Source organism: Bradyrhizobium sp. CCBAU 53351 (assembly GCF_015291745.1).
Classification (GTDB): Bacteria; Pseudomonadota; Alphaproteobacteria; order Rhizobiales; family Xanthobacteraceae; genus Bradyrhizobium.
The window spans coordinates 2,266,053-2,281,243 of the sequence record NZ_CP030059.1; the positions used below are offsets into that span (position 1 = coordinate 2,266,053).

Genomic DNA, 15,191 nt, shown 5'->3' on the forward strand with positions numbered 1-15,191 from the left:
TCGGCGCCGCAGCCCTGGGGGGCGCGGCCTCCTGCGCTCGCAAGAGACAAGGTCCGCGCTTCTTGCTAGTTTCGCGGGATGAGCCTTTCCCTCCATCCTGACACCCCGCAAGCTGGGACGCTGCCGAGCGCGGCTCCGGCTGGCGCCGCCTCCGGCGCGGGACGGGGGATCCGGGCGCGGCTGTTCACCAAATACGTTGCGCTGTTCGTGGCCGTCGTCGCCATCGCGCTGCTGGCCAACGGCCTGTTCGAGGTCTTCTTCTATTATCGTGAGCACAAGGCCTCGCTGATCCAGGTCCAGCATGAGCAGGCCGAAGCAGCCGCGGCCAAGATCGGCCAGTTCGTCAAGGAGATCGAGAGCCAGCTCGGCTGGACCACGCAACTGCCGTGGTCGGCGAGCTCGATCGAGCAGCGCCGGTTCGACGCGCTGCGGCTGCTGCGTCAGGTACCTGCCATCACCGAGCTTGCCCAGGTGGATTCGACCGGCAAGGAACGGTTGCGGGTCTCGCGGCTGGCGATGGACGCGATCGAGAGCGGGACCGACCTGTCCGGTGACCCCAAGTTCATCGAGGCGGTCGCCCACAAGGTCTATTACGGGCCGGTCTATTTCCGCCGGGAGTCCGAGCCCTACATGACGCTGGCGCTGGCCGGCGCGCGCAAGGATGCCGGTGTCAGCATCGCCGAGGTCAATCTCAAGCTGATCTGGGACGTGGTTTCGCAGATCAAGGTCGGCCAGCGCGGGCACGCCTATGTGGTCGGCCCGGAAGGCCGCCTGATCGCCCACCCCGACATCAGTCTCGTGCTGCGCAACACCGACATGTCCGGCCTCGCACAGGTGCGCGCCGCGCAAGCTGCCGGCGGCACGATGCCGGATGCGCTCGAGGAAGCGCGCAACATCCAGGGCCAGAAGGTCCTGACCGCCTCGGCGCCGATCGAGCCGCTGCACTGGACCATGTTCGTCGAGCTGCCCGTCGAGGAGGCCTATGCATCGCTCTACGCCTCGCTGCAGCGGCTCGCGATCGTGCTGCTCGCGGCGTCGATCTTCGCGGTGCTTGCGGGGATATTCCTCGCGCGCCGTATGGTCGGGCCGATCCAGGCGCTGCGCAGCGGCGCTGAAAGGATCGGTGGTGGCGATTTCTCCCAGCGCATCGCGATCCGGACGGGCGACGAGCTCGAAGGGCTCGCCGACCAGTTCAACGACATGGGCGCGCGCCTGCAGGAATCCTATGCGGACCTCGAAAACAAGGTCGAACGGCGAACTGCGGAATTGAGCGAGTCCTTGCAGCAGCAGACCGCGACCGCCGACGTGCTGAAGGTCATCAGCCGTTCGGCGTTCGATCTGCAGACCGTGCTGAACACGCTGGTCGCATCGGCCGCGCGCTTGTGCGACGCGGACGAGGGCACGATCTTCCGGCCTCGCGACGGCGTTTTCTATTTGGCGGCAAGCTGCGGGCTCGACGCGGAGCAGGAAAGCAAGCTTCGGACTTTCGCCTCCGTACCGGAGCGTGGGAGTGTGGTCGGGCGTACACTGCTCGATGGCAAGACGGTCCATGTTCCGGACGTGCAGGCCGACCCGGACTATGCCCCCTCGGCCGCGCGCCGGCGTTCCATCGTACGTACGATGCTCGGTGTCCCTCTCCTTCGAGAGGGGACACCGATCGGCGTGTTCGTCCTGACGCGGCATATGGTGCGGCCCTTTAGCGACAAGCAAATAGAACTCGCTACGACCTTCGCAGATCAGGCCCTCATCGCGATCGAGAATGTCCGACTGTTCGAGGAGGTTCAGGAACGCACGACAGAACTGTCGCGATCGCTCGACGATCTGCGCACCGCGCAGGACCGCCTTGTCCAGACCGAAAAGCTCGCGTCCCTCGGCCAGCTCACCGCTGGCATCGCTCACGAGATCAAGAACCCGCTCAACTTCGTCAACAATTTCTCCGCTCTCTCGACGGAGCTGATCGACGAGCTCAACGAGGTGCTCGAAGCGGCAAGCCTCGACGGCAAGACCAAACAAGAGGTCGACGAGCTCACCCACATGCTCAAGGGCAACCTCGAGAAGGTGGTGCAGCACGGCAAGCGCGCCGATTCCATCGTCAGGAACATGCTGTTGCATTCGCGCGAAGGCTCCGGCGAGCATCGCGCCGTCGATATCAATGCGGTCGTGGAGGAGAGCCTCAACCTCGCCTATCACGGCGCGCGCGCCGAACGACCGTCTTTCAACGTCGCGCTTCAGCGCGCCCTCGATCCCGCCGCCGGCATGGTCGACATCTATCCGCAGGAGATCACGCGCGTCCTCCTCAATTTGATCTCCAACGGATTCTATGCCGCCGCCAAGCGCAAGGAGAGCGCGGGCGACGCGTTCGAGCCCACCTTGAGCGCCGCGACCAAGGACCTCGGCGCCAGGGTCGAAATCCGGATCCGTGACAACGGCACCGGCATTCCGCCCGAGGTGATGGAGAAGATGTTCAATCCCTTCTTCACCACCAAGCCGGCCGGCGAGGGCACCGGCCTCGGCCTGTCCATGAGCCATGATATCGTCGTGAAACAGCACGGCGGCACCATCGACGTGAACTCCACACCCGGTGTATTCACCGAATTCGTCATCACCCTGCCGCGCACGATGACGGCAGGCGACACTTCCGGAGGCAAGTCTTGAACGTTTACATCCTGGTCGTCGACGATGAGCCCGACGTCGAGGCGCTGTTCCGGCAGCAATTCCGCCGCGAGCTGCGCGCCGGCCGCTTCCAGATGGAGTTCGCCTCGTCGGCGCCCGATGCGCTCAAGCGCGCCGCGGAGGTTCGCGACCCCTCGTTGATCCTGATCCTGTCCGACATCAATATGCCCGGCATGAGCGGGCTGGACATGCTGCCGAAAGTTCGCGCCGCACACCCGGACGTTCCCGTGATCATGATCACGGCCTATGGTGACGCCGAGACCCGGCGGAAGGCGATCGAGCGCGGCGCCGTCGGGCTTCTCACCAAGCCGATCGATTTCGCGCTGCTGCGGCAGGAGATCGACACGAGGCTCGAGCAAGCCGCATGAGCGCGACCATCCTCTTCGTCGATGACGAGCCGGACCTCGAGGCGCTGGTCCTGCAAAAGTTCCGCAGGCAGATTCGCGGCGGAGAGGTCACGATCATGTTCGCTCGCGACGGTATCGAGGCGCTGGCTTCGCTCGAACAGAATCCGCAAGTCGACATGGTGGTCTCCGACATCAACATGCCCCGGATGGACGGGCTGTCGCTGTTGGCGAAGCTCCAGGAAGCCGAGGACAAGAAGTCGACCATCATCGTCTCCGCCTATGGCGACATGAGCAACATCCGAACCGCGATGAACCGCGGCGCGTTCGACTTCCTGACCAAGCCGATCGACTTTGCCGATCTGGAAGCCACGATCGGGAAGACCATCCGTCATATCGAGATGCTGCGCGAGGTGAAGCGCCGCCAGATGGAAGCCGAGCGCGCCCACGCCGCGCTGTCGCGTCATTTCTCGCCTGAGCTCGCCAGGCGTCTGGCCGCCAGCGGTGAGGGCGAGGGCATCGAAGTGCAGTGGCGCGACGTCGCTACCATCTTCACCGACATCACCGGCTTCACCTCGTTGGTCGAGACTGCGCCGCCCGAGACGTTGGGCAAGCTGCTCAACGAGTATGTCGGCGGCATGACCGAGGTCGTCTTTGCCCATGAGGGCACGGTCGCAAAGATCATCGGCGACGCGATCCAGGTGCTCTTCAACGCGCCCGGAGATCAGCCCGATTATGCCACGCGCGCGGTGGCCTGCGCCCACGAGCTCGATGTCTGGGCGCAGGAGTTTCGCGCGCGCCAGAGTGCCATGGGCGTTGCCTTTGGCGCCACCCGCATCGGCATTCACGCCGGCCCGGCGCTGGTCGGTAATTTTGGCGGCAACCGCTTCTTCGACTACACCGCGTATGGCGATTCCATCAACATCGCGGCGCGGCTGGAGGCCGCCAACAAGCATCTGGGCACCCGCATTTGCGTCAGCGCCAGCGTTGCCGCAGCGGCTGAGAATTTTCAAGGCCGCCCCGTGGGCGAGCTGATGCTGCGTGGGCGCAGCGAGCCGCTACGCGCGTTCGAGCCGCTGCCCCCGGGCAAATTCGAAGCGCCGGAAACGGCGCTGTACTCTGAGGCTTTCGCCAAGATGGAAGCCGGCGATGCGGCGGCCATGCCGGCCTTTGCCGCGCTGGTCGGCATGCATGCCGACGATTCCCTGGCCGGCTTTCACCTGAAGCGCCTGCTCAACGGCGCCAAGGGCATTCGCATGCAGCTTGAATAGGAGTGCGTCATGGTTCGTGAGTTCTCTGCCGGCAATTACCGGTTCATTCCGTCCGTGTTTCAATATTCTGCGGGCGCAGCCGCGGATGAGGGCTATGAGATCGAGCGCGTCCGCTTCGATCGCCTGATGCCGCTCGCGGAAGGCTTTGCGATGGCGGCAAAGTTCATCCAGGAGGCGGGTCGTCCCCTGACGGCGTTCTGCGCCTGCGAACTGCGTTCGCCGGCGGCCTTCAGCGAGGAGGGCTTTCGCGCGTTCAACCTGCATTATGTGAAGACGCTGTCGGAATGGGGCATCTTCGACGGCACCACCAACCCGGTGGCACGCAGCAATGTCTGCCCTGAGATCGATCCGCCGGCCGAGCCGTCGTTCTATGCGTTCTCCTTCACCCGCCCCACGCGCTCCAAGGCAGCGTCGTTCGTGATCGCCGGCGGCGCCGAGGCGCGCGAGGGCAGCGGGACCTATGTCGAGCGCACCGTGCGCTATCGCGACCTCAGCCCGGAGGGGCTGCGGGAAAAGGTGCGCTTCACCACGACGTCGCAGATGGAGAACCGGATGGCGGCGTTCGGTTTCGGCTGGAAGGACACGACCGGCGTGCAGGCCTATTCCGTCCACGACTTCCACCACGCGCTCGTCGATGAACTGGTCCGCCGCGGCGCGCTGCGCTCCGGCCTGACCTGGCATTTCGCACGGCCGCCTGTGGTCGATCTCGAATACGAGATGGATTGCCGCCGCGTGATGCGGGAGGTGGTGATTTGAGGTCCTTGTGCTGAGGAGGGAAGTCCCTTTCGTCGGAGCGCCAAGCGAGGCTCGTTCCTTCAGCGTTAGCGCTGCCTGGGATCCAGCGCATCGCGCAGGCCGTCGCCGAGCAGGTTCAGCGACAGCACCACGAGGAAAATCGCAAGCCCCGGCCAGATCGCCATCCACGGCGCCTGGGTCAGGAAGCGCTGCGCCGCGTTGAGCATGCTGCCCCAGGACGGTGCCGGCGGCTGCTGGCCGAGGCCGAGGAACGAGAGCGCGGCCTCGGCGATGATGGCGGCGGCGATCGAGAGCGTCGCCTGCACCAGCAGTGCGGGCAGGATGTTCGGCAGGATATGCGAGAGCGCGATCCGCCACGGCGGATTGCCGAGCGCGCGCGCAGCCTCGACATAATCCTCGGCCTTGACGACGAGCACCTGGCCGCGGGTCAGGCGGACGAAGATCGGGGTCGCCGAGATGCCGATCGCGATCATGGCATTGCCGAGGCTCGGCCCGAGGAACGCGGCGAGCGCGATCGCCAGGATCAGGAAGGGACAGGCCAGCATCGCGTCCGTGATCCGGCTGATCAGCGCATCGAGGAAGCCGCCGCGATAACCGGCGAGGAGGCCGAGCGGAACGCCGATGCCGAGCGCGATCGCGACCGAGATGAGGCCCGCGAGCAGCGAGGCGCGTGCGCCGTAGACGACGCGGCTGAGGATGTCGCGGCCGAGCTCGTCGGTCCCGAACCAATGCGCCGCGGTGGGCGGCTTGCGTACCAGGCTCCAGCTCGTCGCGATGGGATCGTAGGGCACGATGAGCGGGGCCAGCACGGCGAGCACGATGACCAGCACGAGCACGACGAGCCCGAACACCGCCGCCTTGCGCTTGAACAGCCGCCGACGCGCGCGGCGGGCCGGGCTATCCAGCTCGTCGGCGAGGGTGAGAGGGCTCGGCAGCGCGGCGTCGGTCATGGATCTAGCCTCGAAGCCGCGGATTGACGAGGATGTAGGCGATATCGGCCACGAGGTTCAGCGTGATGTAGACGGTCGCCGTCACCAGCACCACGCCCTGCACCACGGCGTAGTCGCGGTTGAAGACGGCATCCACGATCAGCTTGCCGAAGCCGGGGATGGAGAATATCTGCTCGGTCAAGACGGCGCCGGACAGCAGCGTGCCGAGCTCCAGCGCGCCGAGCGTGATGACGGGCGTCAGCGCATTGCGCATGGCGTGCTTGAGGATCACCGAGCGCTCCAACAATCCCTTGGCGCGTGCGGTGCGGACGTAGTCGCTTTCCAGCACCTGAAGCATGGCGCTGCGCGTATGCCGCATCAGCACCGCGGCGATCGCGTTGCCGAGCACGAAAGCCGGCATGATGGTGGCAGCCAGGCTGGCGCGCCAGTTCTCGGTGAGCGGCACGTAGCCGGACGCCGGTAGCCAACCGAGCTCGATCGAGAACAGGAAGATCAGCATGATCCCGAGCCAGAAGTTCGGCGTCGAGATGCCCCATAGCGCAAACAGGTTTGCGCCATAGTCCCAAGCCGAGCCTTTCTTCACGGCCGCGACGATGCCTGCGGGAATGCCGATCAGGAACGCGATCACGATCGCCATCGAGCCGAGCTGCAGCGTCACCGGCAGCTTCTGTGCGATCAGCTCGCGCACCGGCATCTTGTTGCGCAGCGACTCGCCGAAATCGCCCGACAGCACGCCCTTGATCCAGTAGGCATACTGCACCGGGACGGGCTGATCGAGCTTGTACTGGCGGCGGATCTGCTCGATCACCGCGGGGTCGCGCTCTTCGCCCGCCATCACCAGCGCGGGATCGCCCGGCAGCAATTGCTGCAGCGAGAAGATCAGCACCGAGACGAAGAACAGCGTCGGCACGATCTGCGCAAGGCGGCGGGCGAGGAAGTTCAGCATCCTCTCGTCGTCACTTCAGCTTGAGGCCGACCACGCGCACGAGGCCGTCGGGCATCTGCTTGTAGCCTTCGAGCTTGGTCGTGTGCGCGATGATGATGCGGCGGTGGTAGAGGTAGAGCAGCGGCTCTTCGTCCTGTACGAGCTTGGCGAGCATCTCATAGCTGGCCTTGCGCTTGGCGGGATCAGTGACCAGCCGCGCGTCTTCCAGCGCCTTGTCGGCCTGCGGATTGTTCCACGCGCCATAGTTCTGCGGCGCGCCGCTATGCAGGAACACGAAGGTGTTGCCGTCGGGGTCGACGCGGCCGCTCCAGGCGAGCATGTAGGCTTGGTAGTCGCCGGCCTCAGCCTGCTTCAGTCCGGTTGCGAACTCGGTGAGGCGGATCTTTATGTCGAACCCGGCTTCCGCCGCCATCGACTGGATCACCTGCGCCGGCGTCTCGGTCTCCGCGCCCTTCGGCACCAGGAAGTCGACGCTCACCGGCGGCGTTACGCCGGCTTCCTTCAGCAGCGCCTTGGCCTTCTCGACGTTGCGCGGACGGACCGGGAGCGATTTCTGATAGTAGGGATGGTCAGGATTTACCCATTGATTGCCGACCTGGAACTCTCCGTTGAACACGACCTGGTTGAGCGCCTCGCGGTCGATGGCCAGGTCGAGTGCCTGCCGCACCTTGGCGGACTGGCTGAGCGGTCCCTTGGCCTTGTCCTTGCCGATGTTGAGCGTGATGCCCTGATAGCCGAGCTCGATGGCGGTCGCGACCCTCAGCCGCGAATCCGCGCGCACGTCCTTCAGATCGGTGGCGAGCACACGCTCGATCAGGTCGAGCCCGCCGGACTTCAGGTTCGCGAGCCGCACGGTGGCATCGACGATCGGCTGAAACACGATCTTGTCGATGAAGATATTGTCCTTGTTCCAGTAGTCCGCGAATTTCTCGAACACGATGCGGTCCTGCTGCACCCGCTCGATGAATTTGTAGGGGCCGGCGCAGACCGGGCGCAGGCCGAACTTGTCGCCGCCTTCCTTCGCCGCCTTCGGCGACACCATCATCCCGGCGCGATCGGTGAGCTGGGCTAAGAGCGGCGAGAACGGCGACTTCAGCACCAGCTTGATTGTGAGGGGATCGACGACCTCGATATGATCGACCGAGGCCAGCTCCGGTTTGCGGAACGAGCCGGGGAAGGTCAGATGCCGCTCCAGCGAGAACTTTGCGGCTTCCGCGTCGAACGGCTCGCCGTCGTGGAATTTCACGCCGGGGCGCAGCTTGATGACGAGGCTCTTGCCGTCGTCGGCGGTCTCGCTCGATAGCGCGAGCTGCGGCACGATGTTGAGCTTCTCGTCGATGTCGAACAGCTTGTCGCAGAAGGCGGAAAAGACGATGCGGCCGACATAGGTGCGCGCCATCGTGGGATCGAGGATATCGGGGTCCTCGGCGAGGCCGATGCGCAACGTACTCTGGGCCTGCGCGGCTGCGATCGACAACAGGATGGCGGCGGCCGTTGCGGCCAGGCGAAACATCTTCATCGGTCAATCCCCATTGCTTCGGCTATGTCGTTGTGGACGCGGCGCCTTGTATACCAACCCCGGCGAGGCTTCCGCCTTCCGTCTTTTGGCTGAAGGCCGCGACCAATTTTGCAAGAGTGGGCGAAAATCCGCCGGCGGCCGGCAGGATGGCGTCGGCTGGCGGCAGCTCCGCGATGCGGTGGCAGGCGGTGGCATGGCCGGTGCCGTCGGCCAAGAGCTTCGGCGCTTCGCTGCGGCAGCGCTCGATCACGAAGGGGCAGCGGGTGTGAAAGCGGCAGCCCGCGGGCGGATTGAGCGCGCTCGGGATCTCGCCCTGCAGCAGGACCGTCGCTCGTTTCGCCTTCGGTTGCGGCAGCGGGATCGCGGACAGCAGCGCCCGGCTATAGGGATGGCGCGGCGATGCGAACAGCGCGTCGGCTTCCGCGGTCTCGACGATCTGGCCGAGATTCATGACCGCCACGTGGTCGGCGATGTGCTTGACCACGGCGAGGTCGTGCGAGACGAAGATGTAGGCGAGACCGAGCCGGTCCTGCAGCTCGCGCAACAGGTTGAGGATCTGCGAGCGGATCGAGACGTCGAGCGCCGAGACCGGCTCGTCGCAGATGATCAGCTTCGGCTCGACCGCGAGCGCGCGGGCGATGGCGATGCGCTGGCGCTGGCCACCGGAGAATTCGTGCGGATAGCGCCGCGCCAGCCGCGGCTCCAGCCCGACCAGCCGCAGGATCTCCGCGACGCGCGCGCGCCGCTGCGCCGGCGGCACGAGATCGTGCAGCGCCAGTGGCTCGGTCAGGATCTGGCCGACGGTCATGCGCGGATTGAGCGAGGCGTAGGGATCCTGAAAGATGATCTGCGCCTCGCGACGGAATTTTCGCAAGCCGTCGGCATCCAGCGCGAGCAGGTCGCGGCCATTGAAGCGCACCGTACCTGCATCCGGCTCGATCAGCCGCAGCAGGAGGCGGCTGACGGTGGATTTGCCGCAACCGGATTCGCCGACCAGGGCCAGCGTCTTTCCGGCATCGAGCGAGAAGGACACGCCATCGACCGCCTTGACGTGCGCCAGCGGCCGGCCGAACAGCGAGCGCTGGGCGACGAAATGCTTGACCAGGCCGGTCACCTCGAGCAGCGCCATCACGACACCAGGCGTTCGAGCGGCGCGCGGATGCAGCGCGAGAGGTGGCCGGGACTGACTTTGATCAAGGGCGGCGGCGCCTTGGTGCAAGCCTCCAGCACGAACGGGCAGCGCGCGGCGAAGCGGCAGCCGGCCGGCGGCTGCGCCATGTTCGGCACCATGCCTTGGATCGTGGCGAGCTGCTCGGCGCGATGGTCGAGCCGTGGGATCGAGCCGAGCAGGCCGACGGTGTAGGGGTGCTGCGGCGCGGAGAACAGCTCATCGACGGCGGCGCGCTCGACGATCTCGCCTGCATACATCACCGCGACCTCGTCGCAGACTTCGGCGACGACGCCGAGATCGTGGGTGATCAGGATGATGGCGGCGCCGCTTGCGGCCTTCAGCTCGCGCATCAACTCCAGGATCTGGGCCTGCAAGGTGACGTCGAGCGCGGTGGTCGGCTCGTCGGCGATCAGGAGACGCGGGTCGCAGGCGAGCGCCATCGCGATCATCACGCGCTGGCGCATGCCGCCGGAGAGCTTGTGCGGATATTCGTCGATCCGCCGCTCCGGCGAGGGGATGTGGACGCGGCGCAACAGCTCGATGGCCCGATCGCGCGCGCTCTTCCGCGGGCCGCCGCGGTGACGCAAAATGGTCTCGATGATCTGGTCGCCGATGGTGAAGCTCGGATTGAGTGAGGTCATCGGCTCCTGGAAGATCATCGCGAGCCGGTTGCCGCGCAGGTCGCGCAGGGTCTGGTCCGGCGTCCGCAGGAGGTCGATGCCGTCGAAGCGGATCGCGCCCGATATCTCCGCGCTTTGTTTCGGCAACAAGCCCATGATCGCCAGCGACGTCACGCTCTTGCCGCAGCCGGATTCTCCGACGAGGCCGAGCGTGGCGCCGTTGGCGACGCTGAGATCGACGCTGTCGACGGCATGGGTGACGCGGCCGTCGTCGCCATGGAAGCGGATGCGCAGCTCGGTGATCTCGATGAGGGGGCTCGCGCTCATGATCGTCTTGCGCGCGCTGCTTGAATGCTGGCGTCGATGACGCTGCGATCGGTGTTGCCGGCCGGGTTCTGCCGCGTCGGCATCGAGGGCCGAAAGTGCACCCACAGCTCATGGCTGACCGCTTCGAGCCGTTCGAGCTCGCCGAGTGGGTCGGGATGGTCGTCGGCGCGTATGTCCAGCGCCGGCCATTCCTCCTCGTCGTGGATCAGCAGCGCCGCGGACTGCTTGCCGCGTTTGTCGCCGCCGGCAGCTTCCCCTGCGCGCATCGCCGCGAGCAGGCGGCGCGGGAAGGGCAGGCTGTCGTTGGCGAGATAGGTCTTTGCCGTCTCGGCAAGCACGTCGGCGCCCGCGAGCATGTTGCCGGCGATCGAGAAGCCGCTGCCCGCGGTGTGACCGCACCAGTCGACACAGTCGCGCCCGGTATGTGCAGCGACTTCGCCGCTCGCATCCATGATGTGGACCTGCCGGCTCTCGCGGCCGTCGTCCGCCGCGAGCAGGGCGGCAAGCACGTCGTGGGCGTTGAGGCCCTCGCGCAGGAGCTTGACGCCGTCGATGCCGTAATAGGGATTGACGAAGGCCTGCGTCGCGATGGCGCCGAGGCCGGCCTCAATATACGGCACGCGCGCGCCGACGGCGAAGAACCGGGTCGCGACTGCGATGCCGAACTGGCCGGTGGCAGGATCTTTCGCGATGATCGACCAGGTCATGTGCTGCCTATCAGCGTCCCGCGGCGTAACCCTGCATGCCGCGCGGATTGGCGGCGGCGCGCCGGCGGACGCCGACCCGCGAGGCCGCGGTGAGGCGGCCTTCGGACCAGTCGGGGCCGACCTCGACGATATGCCCGCGCTCGCGAAGGTTTTCGATCGTCGCCTTCGGCACACGGTTCTCGACCACGAGCACGCCTGGACGCGCAGTGCGCGGCCAGAACGAGATCGGGAAATGCTCGGAATGCCAGGCCGGCGCGTCGATGGCTTCCTGCAGATTGAGATTGCAATGGACGTGGCGCAGGAAGAATTGGGTGATCCACTGATCCTGCTGGTCGCCGCCGGGTGAGCCCCAGGCGAGATAGGGCTCGCCATCCCGCAGCGCCATGCTCGGCGACAGCGTGGTGCGCGGGCGCTTGCCTGGCGCGAGCGAACTAGGTTGGTTCTCCTCCAGATCGAACATTTGTGCGCGGCTGCCGAGGCAGAAACCGAGTTCGGGAATGACAGGCGAGGATTGCAGCCAGCCTCCTGAAGGTGTCGAGGACACCATGTTGCCGGCCTTGTCGATGATGTCGAAATGCACGGTGTCACCGCGCACCTCGCCGAAGCGCCCTACGGTCGGTTCACCGGCGCCTAAAGCGCCAACGGCTTCGCGTTGGCCTTCAGCGCGGCGCAGCTTGACCACGCCGCCAAGGCCCTCGACCGCCCCGGGCCGCAGATCGAGCGAAGCCTTCTCGGTGACGAGCTTGCGGCGTTCGTCATTATAGGCATCCGATAGCAGCGTCGCGATCGGGATCTCGCTGAATTTCGGATCGCCGTAGAATTTTTCGCGGTCGGCAAAGGCGAGTTTTGCGCATTCGATCTGGAGATGGATGAACTCGGGCCCGGTCGGATCCAGGCCGTCGAGGGCAAAGCCCTTCAGCAGTGCGAGCTGCTGCAGGGTGACCGGACCCTGGCTCCAGACGCCGGCCTTGCAAACAGTGTAGCGGCCATAATCGTAGGTGAGCGGCGCTTCGATCGTCGGCTGCCAGCGCGCCATGTCGTCGGCGGTCAACACGCCGCGATGCGGTGAGCCGCTGACGTCCATTACCTCCTGCGTGCGGCAGAACTTGTCGATCGCTTCCGCGACGAAACCCTGCGACCAGGCCTTGCGTGCGCGCTCGATCTCGGCATCGCGGCCACCGCCGCCGCTTTCGGCTTCGCTCAGGATCCGCGCGTAGGTCGCGGCCAGCGTCTTGTTGGTGAAGAGCGTGCCGGGCTTCGGCACCTCGCCGTTCGGCAAGTATACCGCGGCGGAGGTTGGCCAGTGCTTGCGGAACAATTGCTCGACGGTCTGGATGGTGGCGCAGGCGCGCTCCACGAGCGGATAGCCATCGCGGGCGTAGGAGATCGCGGGCTCCAGCACGTCGCGCACGCGCATCGTGCCGTAGTCGCGCAGCAGCATCATCCAGGATTCGAAGGTGCCGGGGACGCAGGCGGCGAGCAGGCCGGTGCCCGGCACCATGTCGAGGCCCTCGCTCTTGTAATGCGCGATCGTGGCACGCGCCGGGGCCGGGCCCTGGCCGCAGATCACTTCGGTGCGGCCGCGCTTCACGTCGTGCACGATGACGGGCACGTCGCCGCCGGGGCCGTTCAGATGCGGCTCGACCACCTGCAGCGTGAAGGCGGTGGCGACGCCGGCGTCGAAGGCGTTGCCGCCCTTTTCCAGGATGGCCATGCCGACGGCTGTCGCGATCCAGTGCGTGGTGGCGACGACCCCGAAGGTGCCCTCGATTTCGGGGCGTGTCGTGAACGGATCGGGATTGACGTTGCTGGCCATGGGCTACCTCATTTGCGGCGCGCGCAATTGATCACAGCCGATGCTGGGATGCCAAATGCGCAGGCCGCATGGCACGCGCGCGTCACGCTGGGACCGGCGCGGTGTTAACAGCGTGGCAGGCGACGCCGTTGATCAGTTCCGGCGTTTCCTTGCGGCAGAGATCGAACGCCAGCGGGCAGCGCGGATTGAAGGCGCAGCCGGGGGGCGGATTGATCGGGTTCGGGATCTCGCCTTTCACCGGAATTCGCTGGCGGCCGCTCATGGCAAGGTCAGGCACGGCGCCCAGCAGCATCTTGGTGTAGGGCATGCGCGGATTGGCGAACAGCTCGCGTCCCTCCGCGATCTCGACGATGCGGCCGAGATACATCACGCCGACGCGGCTCGCCATGTGGCGGACCACGGCGAGGTTGTGGCTGATGAACATGTAGGTCAGGCCGAACTTGTCCTGGAGGTCGCGCATCAGGTTGAGGATCTGCGCCTGCACGGAAACATCGAGCGCCGAGGTCGGCTCGTCGCAGACGATGAACTCGGCATCCGAGGCGAGCGCCCTGGCAATCGCGATGCGCTGGCGCTGGCCGCCGGAGAATTCGTGTGGAAATTTTAGCCGGTCGTCGGGATGCAGGCCGACCAGGGTGAGCAATTCTCCGACGCGGGCCTGGATGTCGCGCTCGCCCTGGATCAGGTCGAACGCGCGGATCGGCTCGGAGATGATGGCGTCGACGCGGAAGCGCGGGTTCAGGCTGGCATAGGGATCCTGGAAGATCATCTGGATGCGGCGGCGCAGCTTGCGGCGCGCAGGCGCCTGCCGCGGATCGGTCATCGAGACGCCGTCGATCAGCACGTCGCCCGCGCTCGGCGGCAAGAGGCCGACGACCATCCGAGCGACCGTTGTCTTGCCCGAGCCGGACTCGCCGACCAGCGCAAACGTCTCGCCCTTCCTGATGTCGAAGGTGACGTGATCGACCGCCTTGAGAAATTCGAGGTGGCCGCCTTCGAGCACGCGGTTGAGCCAGGGTTTTGAGACGTCGAACACCCGGCGCAAATTTGTCGCCTGGACGAAGGGAGTGCTCATGCCGCGCTCTCCGCCGGCACGCTGTCATAGAGATGGCAGGCGACCGATTGCGCGCCCCGCGGCAACGGCTCCGGCCGCTCGACCCGGCAGCGGTCGAACGCGAAGGCGCAGCGCGGATTGAAGGAGCAGCCGCGCGGGATCGCCGAGAGGCGCGGCATAGAGCCGGGAATTTGCTGCAGGCGCTTGTCGTCGCCGGCCAGCGTCGGGATCGCGCCCATCAGGCCCTTGGCGTAAGGGTGCAGCGGATTTCTGACGACATCCTGGACCGGACCGATCTCGGCGACACGGCCGGCATACATCACCGCGACACGGTCCGAGGTCTCCGCGATCACGCCCATGTCGTGCGTTACCAGCATCACGGCGGTGCCGTGGTCGCGGCCGAGCCGCTTGATCAGCGAGATGATCTGCGCCTGCACGGAGACGTCGAGCGCGGTGGTCGGCTCGTCGGCGATGATCAGCTCGGGCTCGGCGCAGATCGCCAGCGCAATCACGACGCGCTGGCGCATGCCGCCGGAGAATTCGTGCGGATAGCCGTCGATGCGCTTGTCCGGCGCGGGAATACCGACCTCGGCGAGCAGGTCGATGGCGCGGCGGCGCGCGGCGGATTCTGACAGGTTCAGGTGGGTCCTGATCGTCTCGACGATCTGGTCGCCGACCCGGTAGAGCGGATTGAGCGAGGTGAGGGGGTCCTGGAAGATCATGCCGATCCGCTTGCCACGGATGCGCCGCATCTCCTCCGGCGGCAGATTGTCGATGCGCTGGCCGGCAAGGCGAATCTCGCCGCCGGCGATGCGGCCGGGCGGATCGATCAGGCCGATCACGGCAAGGCCCGTGACGGACTTGCCGGCGCCGGATTCGCCGACCACGCCCAGCACCTCGCCCTTGGCGATGTCGAAGGAGACGCCGTCGATGGCGCGCAGCGTGCCGCGGCGGGAGGCGAACTCCACCTGAAGGTTACGCACGGAGAGGATGGGTTCGGTCATGAGCGAGGCGTATTCATCGAAGGATTGCTCATCAGA

The 15,191-nt window shown here is 66.2% G+C and carries 13 protein-coding genes; 4 read left to right on the plus strand and 9 right to left on the minus strand.

Features of this window, described 5'->3' with window-relative positions; all coding sequences use genetic code 11:
• Nucleotides 1–78 precede the first annotated feature (78 nt).
• The 4 genes from XH83_RS10695 to XH83_RS10710 are packed head-to-tail and all read left to right on the plus strand — an operon-like array spanning nt 79 to nt 5,044.
• Nucleotides 79–2,655 carry an ATP-binding protein gene (locus tag XH83_RS10695; RefSeq protein WP_194406959.1) on the plus strand — a complete coding sequence of 859 codons (2,577 nt, stop codon included), beginning with the start codon at nt 79–81 and terminating at the stop codon, nt 2,653–2,655.
• Nucleotides 2,652–3,041 carry a response regulator gene (locus tag XH83_RS10700; protein ID WP_018315558.1) on the plus strand — a complete coding sequence of 130 codons (390 nt, stop codon included), beginning with the start codon at nt 2,652–2,654 and terminating at the stop codon, nt 3,039–3,041. The genes XH83_RS10695 and XH83_RS10700 overlap by 4 nt, the downstream gene beginning before the upstream one ends.
• Nucleotides 3,038–4,288, plus strand: a complete 1,251-nt coding sequence (locus XH83_RS10705) for an adenylate/guanylate cyclase domain-containing protein (protein WP_194406960.1) — start codon at nt 3,038–3,040, stop codon at nt 4,286–4,288. Before XH83_RS10700 ends, XH83_RS10705 begins: the two co-directional genes overlap by 4 nt.
• Before the next feature lie 9 nt (nt 4,289–4,297).
• On the plus strand, nt 4,298–5,044 hold the full coding sequence (locus XH83_RS10710; RefSeq protein WP_194406961.1) for a hypothetical protein: 747 nt from the start codon (nt 4,298–4,300) through the stop codon (nt 5,042–5,044).
• 65 nt (nt 5,045–5,109) lie between these two features.
• Here the strand turns inward: XH83_RS10710 and XH83_RS10715 are convergent, their stop codons facing one another.
• The 9 genes from XH83_RS10715 to XH83_RS10755 form a co-directional block, all read right to left on the minus strand.
• Nucleotides 5,110–5,994: an ABC transporter permease gene (locus tag XH83_RS10715; RefSeq protein ID WP_194406962.1), complete on the minus strand. Its 885-nt coding sequence runs from the start codon at nt 5,992–5,994 to the stop codon at nt 5,110–5,112.
• A gap of 4 nt (nt 5,995–5,998) precedes the next feature.
• Entirely contained in the window at nt 5,999–6,940 is a 942-nt protein-coding gene (locus tag XH83_RS10720; RefSeq protein ID WP_194406963.1) for an ABC transporter permease, read from the minus strand.
• Between the two features lie 10 nt (nt 6,941–6,950).
• On the minus strand, nt 6,951–8,459 hold the full coding sequence (locus XH83_RS10725; RefSeq protein WP_194406964.1) for an ABC transporter substrate-binding protein: 1,509 nt from the start codon (nt 8,457–8,459) through the stop codon (nt 6,951–6,953).
• A gap of 22 nt (nt 8,460–8,481) precedes the next feature.
• Nucleotides 8,482–9,588, minus strand: a complete 1,107-nt coding sequence (locus tag XH83_RS10730) for an ABC transporter ATP-binding protein (RefSeq protein WP_194406965.1) — start codon at nt 9,586–9,588, stop codon at nt 8,482–8,484.
• Nucleotides 9,588–10,577: an ABC transporter ATP-binding protein gene (locus XH83_RS10735; protein WP_194406966.1), complete on the minus strand. Its 990-nt coding sequence runs from the start codon at nt 10,575–10,577 to the stop codon at nt 9,588–9,590. Before XH83_RS10735 ends, XH83_RS10730 begins: the two co-directional genes overlap by 1 nt.
• The gene (locus tag XH83_RS10740; protein ID WP_194406967.1) at nt 10,574–11,284 is read right to left on the minus strand and encodes a DUF1028 domain-containing protein; all 711 of its coding nucleotides are present in this window, start codon (nt 11,282–11,284) and stop codon (nt 10,574–10,576) included. The genes XH83_RS10735 and XH83_RS10740 overlap by 4 nt, the downstream gene beginning before the upstream one ends.
• Nucleotides 11,285–11,294: 10 nt before the next feature.
• A complete protein-coding gene (locus XH83_RS10745; RefSeq protein WP_194406968.1) occupies nt 11,295–13,100 on the minus strand; it encodes a gamma-glutamyltransferase family protein in 1,806 nt (601 codons plus the stop codon).
• Between the two features lie 82 nt (nt 13,101–13,182).
• On the minus strand, nt 13,183–14,172 hold the full coding sequence (locus tag XH83_RS10750; RefSeq protein ID WP_194406969.1) for an ABC transporter ATP-binding protein: 990 nt from the start codon (nt 14,170–14,172) through the stop codon (nt 13,183–13,185).
• The gene (locus XH83_RS10755; RefSeq protein WP_194406970.1) at nt 14,169–15,155 is read right to left on the minus strand and encodes an ABC transporter ATP-binding protein; all 987 of its coding nucleotides are present in this window, start codon (nt 15,153–15,155) and stop codon (nt 14,169–14,171) included. Before XH83_RS10755 ends, XH83_RS10750 begins: the two co-directional genes overlap by 4 nt.
• Nucleotides 15,156–15,191 lie beyond the last annotated feature (36 nt).